Origin of the sequence: Bradyrhizobium sp. AUGA SZCCT0283 (genome assembly GCF_018130385.1) — a bacterium.
Lineage (GTDB): Bacteria > Pseudomonadota > Alphaproteobacteria > Rhizobiales > Xanthobacteraceae > Bradyrhizobium.
Map to the genome: position 1 here is coordinate 1 of NZ_JAFCLU010000069.1, position 10,098 is coordinate 10,098.

A 10,098-nucleotide genomic window follows, 5' to 3' on the forward strand; every position below is an offset into this window, starting at 1 on the left:
GAGCGCGGCATAAGCCGTCAAACCATTGCGCAGGGAATGCCGGAGTGCTCCGGCTGTACCTGTATGCTCGTGTGCGCCTCTATCTCCACTCTTGCACACGAGACCGCGGGTCCAGCAAGCACCCGGCATTCCCTGCTCCCTCTCGTTGGGGGAATAAGGTTGATGGAAAAGCTCGGGCGCTTTGCGTCGCGAGAACGCCGACACACATTCACCTGTCATCGTCCACCAACGGGTCGGCCGAATGGCCGCCCGATGACAGGCTCCGGCGGACGATCCAGTATCCCAGAGACGTCAATCATTGAACCGATGAGCCGCAGCGTACTGGATGCCCCGCCCTCGCGGGGCATGACGTCCCTGTATCCGTCATTGCGAGGAGCGAAAGCGACGAAGCAATCCACGCCTCCGCAAGCAGTGAAATGGATTGCTTCGCTGCGCTCGCAATGACGTGGATAGACTGCGGCGCGACGGATACAACCCTCATGGTGAGCGGCGCGGCAACGCCGCGCGTCTCGAACCATGAGGCGCCGATGCAGCCATCAGCGCCGAAAACTCTTGATCTCCGACACGCTGCCGTCGCGGTAGGTCAATTCCACCGAGACCGACCTGGTCTGCGGCGCGAGCTTCAAATACGGCGTCGCATCGTGCGGAATCACGCTGGGGTCCCGGGGATCGCACGGCGGCATCTTCAGCACCTTGTCGGGCACCGTAGAGTCGATGCCGACGCGCACTTCGCGGATCGCGCAGCGATACGACATCAGATGCGTGTAATAGACCAGAAGGCCGTTGAATTCGCGGAACGACAGCCAGCTCGTCGCGGTCATGTCGAGGATCTTGCGCTGGTCGCGGATCAGGGCGGCTTCCGGATCGAAACGGATCGGAAACGGGCCCTGCAATTCGCCATTGGTGTCGATATAGCGCACCTGGATGATGGCCGCCGGCGCATCCGCCGGCAGTTCGACCGACGGATTGGGCATCCGCTTGCGGGTCCGCGGGTCGAGCGTATCCATGAAGCCGGTCTCGCGAAAATCGCCGACCTCCCCCAGCCGCCAGGAAATGCCGAGCGTCGGATCGGCGATCGAGAACACCACGGTCCAGCCGCCATTGTGGCGCGAGAACATCGCGATCGGCGCGTTCACGGAATCGTTCTGCGGCTTGAGTTGCTGCACCGGCGGCAAGGCCGCCAGCTTCTGCAGCGGCTCGGCGGGCTTCGCCGCCGCCTCGGGCTGCGCCTTGCTCGCGATGCCGTTCAGAAACACGTCGTCGACCATCTGGTCGAAATAGACCGGGATCTGCTTGTGGCGGACCGTCTCCGCCAGTTCGCTGACGAGGCGCCGGGTGCGCTGCGCTACCTGAACGAGGTTGGCTCCGGGCTGCGTCAGTTCCTTGGCAAAGGTTCGCGTGAAAACCGAATTGGGATTGGTGTCGTCATTGGAGAGCCGGTCGAGCGCGGTCTGCCGCGGCCCCGCCGAGAACACCGAGAACACGCCTTCCGGCAATTGCGTCATCGGCGCAAGACCGCCGCCACCGGCAACGGCGCGGGTGCCGGCGCGCTCGAACGGATTGTTGCGGCAGGCGTCGAACACCAGGATGGCGGTGCGCACCTTCCTATTCTGCAGCCGCTCGATGATGCGGTCGGCGAGGACCGAGGCGTCGCGCACCAGTTCTTCCTGGCCTTCGGTCGCCGCCGGCACGTCGGTCGGCAGCAGGAAATTCTGGCCGGCGATTTCAAAGCCGTGGCCGGCATAGAAGAAGAACGCGGTGTCGCCGGCCTCGACCGACTTGTCGAACGCGAGCAGCGTCTGGCTGAACGCCTGCCGGTTCTGGTTTTCCGCGACCATCACCGTGAAGCCGAGCTGCTTGAGCGTATCGCCCATGGTGCGGGCGTCGTTGACCGCCTTCTGCAGCTTGGGCACGTTCCTGTAGTCGTTGTTGCCGACCACCAGCGCGACGCGCTTTTCCGCCTGCGCGGGCGCGGCAAAGGCCGCGATGCACGCTGCAAAGCCGGTCACCGCGAGCAGCCTGGAAAGCCAACCCTTCATCGAATTCCCCCAGCGCACGAATGGTCCTGGTTTGGGCCGTGCCAAGCCGCTTCATGCCATAGTCGGCATCCCAATGGCCACGGTTCAATGGACCCGGTTAATAGGAATGCGGCGGTTCGATTTGACGGCCAAATGACGGTTTTGGCCGTTATTTGTGCGAGAACATTAAGCTTTTTCGGCGATATGGCCGTTCCCAGATTGACTTTGGCCATTTCGCCCCTATGTTCCGGCTCAACGCGGCCTTGGATCGAAACGCGATTCCCTGGTTTGCCGCTCGTCTGCGTAAGTCAGAGCCCCCAGCTTCCTAAAGCGCGCCGTTTCGGGGCAAAACGCGACAGCCTTTTTACCCTCGATTCCGAACGGCGGTGTCGACTAGAGGCTCAATGTCTTTTTCCCATCTCGGCCTTTCCGATAAGGTCCTCGCCGCGGTTGCGGCATCCGGTTACACGACCCCTACCCCCATCCAGGAACAGGCGATCCCCCACGTTCTGGCACGGCGCGATGTTCTCGGCATCGCCCAGACCGGCACCGGCAAGACCGCTGCCTTCGTCCTGCCGATGCTCACCATGCTGGAAAAGGGCCGCGCCCGGGCACGAATGCCCCGCACCCTGATCCTCGAACCGACCCGCGAACTCGCGGCACAGGTGAAAGAGAATTTCGACAAATACGGCGTCGGCCAGAAACTCAACGTCGCGCTCCTGATCGGCGGCGTCTCGTTCGGCGACCAGGACACCAAACTGACCCGCGGCGTCGACGTCCTGATCGCTACCCCGGGCCGCCTGCTCGACCACACCGAACGCGGCGGACTGCTGCTCACCGGCGTCGAACTGCTGGTCATCGACGAAGCCGACCGCATGCTGGACATGGGCTTCATCCCCGACATCGAACGGGTCTGCAAGCTGGTGCCGTTCACGCGGCAAACCCTGTTCTTCACCGCGACGATGCCGCCCGAAATCAGCCGCATCACCGAAGCCTTCCTGCACAATCCCGAGCGCATCGAAGTCTCGAAGCCGGCGACCACCGCGGTGGGCGTGTCGCAATTCCAGGTCCCCTCCGGACGCGAGGTACACGAGAAGCGCGAGGTCCTGCGCCGCCTGCTGCGCGACGCCAAGGATCTTCAGAACGCGATCATCTTCTGCAACCGCAAGCGCGAGGTCGCCGTCGTCTACAAATCGCTGCAGAAGCACGGCTTCAGCGTCGGCGCGCTGCATGGCGACATGGATCAGTCGGCGCGCACCGCAGCGCTGGATCAATTCCGCAAGGGCGAGATCCCGTTGCTGGTGGCCTCCGATGTCGCGGCCCGCGGCCTCGACATTCCCGCCGTCAGCCACGTCTTCAATTTCGACGTGCCGCATCATGCCGACGACTATGTGCATCGCGTCGGCCGTACCGGACGCGCTGGCCGCGCCGGAACTGCGATTTCGATCGTCACCTCGCTCGACAACAAATCGATCGCTGCGATCGAACGGCTGATCGGACAAAACATTCCCCCCGCCGAAGGCGATTATTCCGTGCCCTCGGATTCGTCCGGCGAGAGCGATCAGCCGCGCGAACATCGCTCACGCGAGGGTTCCCGGGATGGTTCGCGCGGCGGCCGCAAGCCGCGGCGTGAGCGCGAGCCGCGAGCGGCCAAGGGTATTGATAAGGGTGCTGACAAGCGCAGCAGCGATAAGGGCGGCGAACGCGAACCGCGGCATGCCAGGGGCGCCGGCCGCAGTGCCGGCCCGCAGCCGCAGGCAGCGGCCGCACCCTTCACACCACCCGCCCCTGCACAGCCCTCGCGCGTGCCCTCGATCGGTCGTCCGGAGCCGCGGCGTGCCCAGCGCGACGTTGAGTCGGAGCCCGCCGATCACTCGCATCTTCCGGCGTTCCTGCTGCGGCCGGTTCGCGCCCGCGTCTGAACGAACTCGGCACGATCCGACGGCCGGAACCGTTTACCGGCCGTTCATTCTCCTCCATTAACCTGCCGCCGATAATTTAATCATTGCGGCACGGCACGAGCGGCGCTGCTCGATATTGGGGACGGATCAGTGGTCAAGCTGCTGGACGAACACGAACGCACTTTGGCGTTTGCCGAAGTCGCGTTGGGCCAGATCAAATCCCTCCGGCAGACCGCCGTCCCGCGCAATTACGAAATCTGGTACGTCTACGCGACCGGATACAATGCCCCCCTCAACAAGATCATCAACGAGACGCTGGCGCGCAACGGCAGGCTGAGCGAGTCCGATCTCGAACAGATCTACGAAACCTATCTCTCGCACATCAAGACTTCCGACCGCATCGACAAGGTCGGCGCACGCGTGATCGGCGAAATCGACGACGTGATGAAGCTGATCACGGACGCACTCGGCATGTCGCAGAGCTATGACGCCACGCTGAGCGGCGCCAGCGAGAAACTCCGGAATGCCAAGGACCGCGATCAGATCAAGGCGGTCGTCGAAGCCCTGATGAAGTCCACCCGCGAGATGCAGGAAACCAACAAGGCGCTGGAGAATCGCCTTACGCTGTCAAAGACCGAGATCAGCAATCTCCAGCACAGCCTCGAGGCGATCCGCGCCGAGAGCCTGACCGATCCGCTGACCGGACTGGGCAACCGCAAATATTTCGACCGCTCGATCGACATGGCGGTTCGGGCGGCGCTGGCGAGCGGCGAGCCGCTGTCGCTCCTGATGTTCGACATCGACCATTTCAAGTCGTTCAACGACTCCTACGGCCACCTCACCGGAGATCAGGTGCTGCGGCTGGTTGCGATGTCGCTGAAGCAGACCATCAAGGGCCAGGACATCACCGCCCGCTATGGCGGCGAGGAATTTGCGGTGGTGCTGCCCAACACCGCGCTGCGCCAGGCCCTGACGGTCGCCGACCATATCCGCCGCGCCGTGATGGCGAAGGAGTTGAAGAAGAAATCAACCGGCGAAATTCTCGGCCGCGTCACCATCTCCGTCGGCGTCTCCATCCTGAAGCCGGACGATGATACGGACTCGCTGATCGAGCGCGCCGACGCCTGCCTGTATGCCGCGAAGCGTAACGGCCGCAACCGCGTGATCTGCGAAGTCGATCCCGAATACGCCGCCGAGACCCGCAGCCAGGTCGCCTGAGCGCCAATTACCGGCGCATCGCTTTCCCCGCCTTCGCTGTGCGCCGCTTCGCCGCCGGCTTGCGGTCAACAGCCGGCTTGCTCGCGGCCTTGCTCGAAACCTTCGGCTTCGCCGCCTTGCGCGCCTTCGGTCGCTTGCGCAACGCCGCGCGCTGCGCTGCCGCCAGCGCCGCCCGCGCCCAATCGGCCAGTTCCTCGGAGTCGTCAAACAGACGCGCCGGCAATTGCCAGTACGAGTTCACAGTGACCGTCTTGGTCCGCGTCTGGTACTGGAATGGTGCCGATCCCTCGGCTTCGAACTGCGGGATCGTTTGTTCATCGGCGCGAAGATAAAGCCCCGCGCGCAGCGCGAGCGCGAAGTTGGTGCCGTCGGCGGAGATGCCGTAGCCGGAAAACATCCGGCGGATGGTGACCGGGCCGAAATCGGCAAACAGATCGATCAGGAAATCGCGATCCATAGCTTACCGCCCCGGCGATGCGGTCGCTAAACCTTCGCGGCCGTCAGTTGCACCGACTCGCCGCAGCCGCAGGCGGAGACCTGGTTCGGATTGTTGAAGATGAACTGGGCCTGCATCTTGTCGGCCTTGTAGTCCATCTCGGTGCCGAGCAGGAACAAGACCGCCTTGGGATCGACCAGGATCTTCACGCCGCGGTCCTCGACCACTTCGTCGGTCGGGCGGATCTCATGGGCGTATTCCACCGTGTAGGACTGGCCGGCGCAGCCGCCGTTCTTGATCCCGACGCGCAAGCCCACGATTTCGGAATCGGCGCGCCTGGTCAGTTCCGTAATCCGCTGCGCGGCGGCCTCGGTCAGTTTCATGACCTGCGGGCGCGGCCGTGGCTTCGGCTTGGCGGCTGGCGTGGGTGAAGCGGGTGTCATGTTCGTCATGTGATCATTTCCAACGGCAAATCAATGCCAGTCATCTTCCCGTAAAGCCGTTAAGCCTTCACGCAACTCACCACATATTGAGGACGAGGCGCGCCTCGTCGGACATGCGATCCGGCGTCCAGGCCGGATCCCACACCAGGTTCACATTGACAACACCGACGCCGGGAACGCTGGCGACCGCGTTCTCCACCATGGTCGGCAGTTCGCCAGCCGCCGGACAGTTCGGCGTGGTCAGCGTCATCGTCACGTCGACGCCGCGGTCGTCCTTGAGGTCGACCTTGTAGATCAGGCCGAGTTCGTAAATGTCGGCCGGGATTTCCGGGTCGAACACCGTCTTCAGCGCGGCGACGATTTCGGTCCCCAGCCGCTCGGTCTCCTCCGGCGGCAGCGCCGACTGGGTTTCCATGTTGGCGGTTTTGACTTCGGCCGTATCACTCATGAGAACAATTCCCGCGCCTTGATCAGCGCCTGTGCCAGATGGTCGACTTCTTCACGGGTATTATACATTCCAAACGACGCGCGGCAGGTGGCTGTGACATTGAACCGCTCTAAAAGCGGCATCACGCAATGGGTGCCGGCGCGCACCGCAATCCCCTGACGGTCGATCACGGTCGCGACGTCATGGGCGTGGGCACCCTTCATCTCGAAGGAAATCACCGGTCCCTTGCCGTGCGCGGTGCCGATCAGGCGCAGCGAGTTGATTTCGCGCAGGCGCTCCTGGGCGTAGGTCAAGAGATCGTGCTCGTGGGCGGCGATGCGCTCCTTGCCGATCGAATTGACGTAGTCGATCGCAGCGCCCAGCCCGATCGATTCCACGATCGCCGGGGTGCCGGCCTCGAACTTGTGCGGCGGGTCGCCATAGGTGACCCAGTCGCGGGCGACTTCGCGGATCATCTCGCCGCCGCCGTTGAAGGGGCGCATGGCGACCAGGTGCTCATGCTTGGCATAGAGCACGCCGATGCCGGTCGGGCCGTACAGCTTGTGACCGGTGAAGACGTAGAAGTCGCAGTCGATGTCCTGCACGTCGACCGCCAGATGCACCGCGGCCTGGCTGCCGTCGACCAGCACCGGAATGCCGCGGGCATGCGCCAGCTTCACCACGTCCTTGACCGGCACGATGGTGCCGAGCGCGTTCGACATCTGCGTGATCGCGACGATCTTGGTGCGATCGGTCAGCAGCTTCTCGAACTCGTCGATCAGGAAATTGCCTTCGTCGTCGACCGGCGCCCATTTGATCACGGCGCCGTGGCGTTCGCGCAGGAAGTGCCAGGGCACGATGTTCGAGTGATGCTCCATGATGGAGATCACGATCTCGTCGCCGGCCTTGATGTTGGGCTCGCCCCAGGACGACGCCACGAGGTTGATCGCCTCGGTGGCGTTGCGGGTGAAGATGATTTCTTCGGGGCGCCCGGCATTGAGGAACGTTGCCACCTTGGCGCGGCCGCCCTCATACGCCTCGGTCGCGGCATTGGCGAGGTAATGCAGGCCGCGATGCACGTTGGCGTATTCGCTCGTGTAGGCTTTCGTCATGCGGTCGAGCACGGCGGTCGGCTTCTGCGCGGAAGCGGCGTTGTCGAGATAGACCAGCGGCTTGCCATAAACCTTCATCGCCAGCGCGGGGAAATCCTCCCGCACGCGGGCGACGTCATATGCACCGTTGGAAACCGCCGGATGCATTGTCATCCCCGTGCCTCCAGCCAGCGCTGCGCGGCTGCAATCGCGAATTCGCGCAGATCGTCGTTGACGATCGATTCAATGGCTTCGCCCACGAAGGCCTGGATCAGCAGCGCCTGGGCTTCCTTCTCGGACAGGCCGCGGGCACGCAGGTAGAACAGCAGGCTCTCGTCGAGCGCGCCGGTGGTGGCGCCATGGCCGCAGGTGACGTCGTCGGCGAAGATTTCGAGCTCCGGCTTGTTGTCGGCCTCGGCCTCGTCGGACAGCAGCAGCGCCCGCGTCATCATCTTGGCGTCGGTCTTCTGCGCATTCGGGCGCACGACGATGCGGCCCTGGAACACCGAATGGGCGCGGTCGTCGGCGACGGCGCGGAACACCTCGCGGCTGGCGCAATGCGGCACCGCATGGTCCATGAACAGTGTCGTGTCGGCGTGCTGGCGGCCATTGAGCAGATTGACGCCGTTGGTCTCGACCCGGGAGCCCTCGCCGGCGAAGGCAATGGTGGCCTGATAGCGGCTGACGGCAGCGCCCGAGGTCATACCGAACGTGTTGAAGTGCGCGTGCGCGCCCAGCGTGATCACGGCGGAAGAAATATTAAAGGCCTCGCTGATGTCCTCGATCAGGCGAATCTGGTCGAGCCGCGAGTTGTCGCCGACCGTAACGATCAACGAGTCGTGGGCCTGATAGGCCGTCGCACCATCGGCCGCGATGTAGCTCTCGACCAGCGTCGCGCCGGCGTCCTTGCCGAGGCGCAGCAGCGAGCGGGTGAACATCGCCGCAGGCGCGGTGCCGCTGGCGATATGAACGACATGCAGAGGCTGCGTCAGCACGAGGCCATTGGCGATCTCGATCACCACGCCGTCGGTCATCATCGCGCTGTTGAGCGCGACCATCGGATTGGCGACATCGGGCGTGAATAGCTGCGCCTGCAGTGCGGCGTCGCCGGCTTCCAGCACCTCGCGCAGGGTGCGGATGGTCAATCCCTTCTCAAGCCCATCCAGTTCGGAAAGTTTTGGCGCGAACACGCCATCCACCAGCACCAGCCGGCGCACGCCCTTGATCGCCTGCAGCTTCACCGCCGCAGCGGCCCGTGCCAGCGCGGCGGCGTCCGGCGCAGGCGCCAGCGGCAGCACGTCGCGCATCAGCGCGCGCAGATCGGTGTATTTCCAGTCCTCGATCCGCCGGTGCGGCAGGCCCACGCGGTCATAGGCTTCGAAGGCGGCGCTTCGCGCCTCGGCGACCTTGCCGGTGCCCGGCAGCCGGTCGCGTGCGACGGCGAAGCTGTCGCTGAGCGCGCGTCCGGTCTCGTTCTTTGCCAAAGCCAAATTCATCACAATACCTGTCAGGCCGCGTCTTCGAACTGGGCGTAGCCGGAAGCCTCGAGTTCCAGCGCCAGATCCTTGCCGCCGCTTTTGACGACCCGGCCCTTCGACATCACGTGCACGAAGTCAGGCACGATGTAATTGAGCAGCCGCTGGTAGTGGGTGATGACAACCATCGCACGATCGGGCGAACGCAACGCGTTGACGCCGTCGGCCGCCACGCGCAGCGCGTCGATGTCGAGACCGGAATCCATTTCATCGAGGATGCAGACGGCCGGCTCGAACAGCGCCATCTGCAAGATCTCGTTGCGCTTCTTCTCGCCGCCGGAAAAGCCGACATTGACGCCGCGGCGGAGCATGTCCTGCGGAATGTTCAGTGACTTTGCGACCTCGCGCACCTTCTTCAGAAAGTCCGGCGTTGAATACTCGCTCTCGCCACGCGCCTTGCGCTGGGCGTTGAGCGCGGTGCGCAGGAATGTCATGGTCGCAACGCCCGGAATCTCGACCGGATACTGGAACGCCAGGAATACGCCCTTGGCGGCGCGCTCGTCCGGCGCCATTTCCAAGAGGTTCTCGCCCCTGAACAGGATTTCGCCGCCGGTGACTTCATAGCCCGGCTTGCCCGCGATGACGTGGGAGAGCGTCGATTTGCCGGAGCCGTTCGGCCCCATGATCGCGTGCACCTCGCCCGGGTTCACCGTGAGCGTCAGCCCGTGGAGGATCTCGCGATCCTCGACGCGGACTTTCAGGTCTTTCACTTCAAGCAATGACATTTCGTTTTTCCGTTTTTACCCCTCGTCCTGAGGAGCGCCGACAGGCGCGTCTCGAAGGACGTGGCCCACAATCTTTCCTCTCATCCTTCGAGACGGCCGCTGCGCAACCTCCTCAGGATGAGGCCTATCCAACCGAACCTTCGAGCGAGATCGAGATCAGCTTCTGCGCCTCAACCGCGAACTCCATCGGCAGTTGCTGCAGCACGTCCTTCACGAAGCCGTTGACCACGAGGCCGACCGCTTCTTCCTGGCTGAGGCCGCGCTGGATGCAATAGAACAGCACGTCCTCGGAGATCTTTGACGT

10 protein-coding genes are annotated in these 10,098 nt (G+C 63.8%); 2 read left to right on the forward strand and 8 right to left on the reverse strand.

Annotation, left to right across the window (positions count from 1 at the left end; genetic code table 11):
• Window positions 1-536: 536 nt before the first annotated feature.
• Window positions 537-2,039: a caspase family protein gene (locus tag JQ624_RS37450; protein ID WP_212423880.1), complete on the reverse strand. Its 1,503-nt coding sequence runs from the start codon at window positions 2,037-2,039 to the stop codon at window positions 537-539.
• A gap of 383 nt (window positions 2,040-2,422) precedes the next feature.
• Between JQ624_RS37450 and JQ624_RS37455 the strand changes: the two genes are divergently transcribed.
• Entirely contained in the window at window positions 2,423-3,940 is a 1,518-nt protein-coding gene (locus JQ624_RS37455) for a DEAD/DEAH box helicase (protein WP_212423881.1), read from the forward strand.
• Between the two features lie 129 nt (window positions 3,941-4,069).
• On the forward strand, window positions 4,070-5,137 hold the full coding sequence (locus tag JQ624_RS37460) for a GGDEF domain-containing protein (RefSeq protein WP_212423882.1): 1,068 nt from the start codon (window positions 4,070-4,072) through the stop codon (window positions 5,135-5,137).
• 7 nt (window positions 5,138-5,144) lie between these two features.
• Here the strand turns inward: JQ624_RS37460 and JQ624_RS37465 are convergent, their stop codons facing one another.
• From JQ624_RS37465 to JQ624_RS37495, 7 genes are all read right to left on the reverse strand, one after another.
• Window positions 5,145-5,594 (reverse strand): TfoX/Sxy family protein, encoded by a 450-nt coding sequence (locus JQ624_RS37465; RefSeq protein ID WP_212423883.1) that lies wholly within the window; start codon window positions 5,592-5,594, stop codon window positions 5,145-5,147.
• A 26-nt stretch (window positions 5,595-5,620) separates the two neighbouring features.
• Window positions 5,621-6,025 (reverse strand): iron-sulfur cluster assembly accessory protein, encoded by a 405-nt coding sequence (locus tag JQ624_RS37470; RefSeq protein ID WP_212423884.1) that lies wholly within the window; start codon window positions 6,023-6,025, stop codon window positions 5,621-5,623.
• A gap of 67 nt (window positions 6,026-6,092) precedes the next feature.
• Window positions 6,093-6,464, reverse strand: coding sequence for an SUF system Fe-S cluster assembly protein (locus JQ624_RS37475; protein WP_025589839.1), 372 nt, complete (start codon window positions 6,462-6,464; stop codon window positions 6,093-6,095).
• Window positions 6,461-7,708 carry a cysteine desulfurase gene (locus JQ624_RS37480; protein ID WP_212423885.1) on the reverse strand — a complete coding sequence of 416 codons (1,248 nt, stop codon included), beginning with the start codon at window positions 7,706-7,708 and terminating at the stop codon, window positions 6,461-6,463. The genes JQ624_RS37475 and JQ624_RS37480 overlap by 4 nt, the downstream gene beginning before the upstream one ends.
• Window positions 7,705-9,030 (reverse strand): Fe-S cluster assembly protein SufD, encoded by a 1,326-nt coding sequence (sufD, locus tag JQ624_RS37485; RefSeq protein WP_212423886.1) that lies wholly within the window; start codon window positions 9,028-9,030, stop codon window positions 7,705-7,707. Before sufD ends, JQ624_RS37480 begins: the two co-directional genes overlap by 4 nt.
• Before the next feature lie 11 nt (window positions 9,031-9,041).
• Window positions 9,042-9,794 carry a Fe-S cluster assembly ATPase SufC gene (gene sufC / locus JQ624_RS37490; RefSeq protein WP_212423887.1) on the reverse strand — a complete coding sequence of 251 codons (753 nt, stop codon included), beginning with the start codon at window positions 9,792-9,794 and terminating at the stop codon, window positions 9,042-9,044.
• 124 nt (window positions 9,795-9,918) lie between these two features.
• On the reverse strand, window positions 9,919-10,098 hold a 180-nt coding region (locus JQ624_RS37495; protein ID WP_212423888.1), incomplete at its 5' end, for a SufD family Fe-S cluster assembly protein.

What these genes read in the sequence shown, in the direction of transcription:
- JQ624_RS37450 (WP_212423880.1), bottom strand. Translation starts at nt 2,039, where the DNA reads ATGAAGGGTTGGCTTTCCAGGCTGCTCGCGGTGACCGGCTTTGCAGCG.
- JQ624_RS37455 (WP_212423881.1), top strand. Translation starts at nt 2,423, where the DNA reads ATGTCTTTTTCCCATCTCGGCCTTTCCGATAAGGTCCTCGCCGCGGTT.
- JQ624_RS37465 (WP_212423883.1), bottom strand. Translation starts at nt 5,594, where the DNA reads ATGGATCGCGATTTCCTGATCGATCTGTTTGCCGATTTCGGCCCGGTC.
- JQ624_RS37470 (WP_212423884.1), bottom strand. Translation starts at nt 6,025, where the DNA reads ATGACGAACATGACACCCGCTTCACCCACGCCAGCCGCCAAGCCGAAG.
- JQ624_RS37475 (WP_025589839.1), bottom strand. Translation starts at nt 6,464, where the DNA reads ATGAGTGATACGGCCGAAGTCAAAACCGCCAACATGGAAACCCAGTCG.
- JQ624_RS37480 (WP_212423885.1), bottom strand. Translation starts at nt 7,708, where the DNA reads ATGACAATGCATCCGGCGGTTTCCAACGGTGCATATGACGTCGCCCGC.
- sufD (WP_212423886.1), bottom strand. Translation starts at nt 9,030, where the DNA reads ATGAATTTGGCTTTGGCAAAGAACGAGACCGGACGCGCGCTCAGCGAC.
- sufC (WP_212423887.1), bottom strand. Translation starts at nt 9,794, where the DNA reads ATGTCATTGCTTGAAGTGAAAGACCTGAAAGTCCGCGTCGAGGATCGC.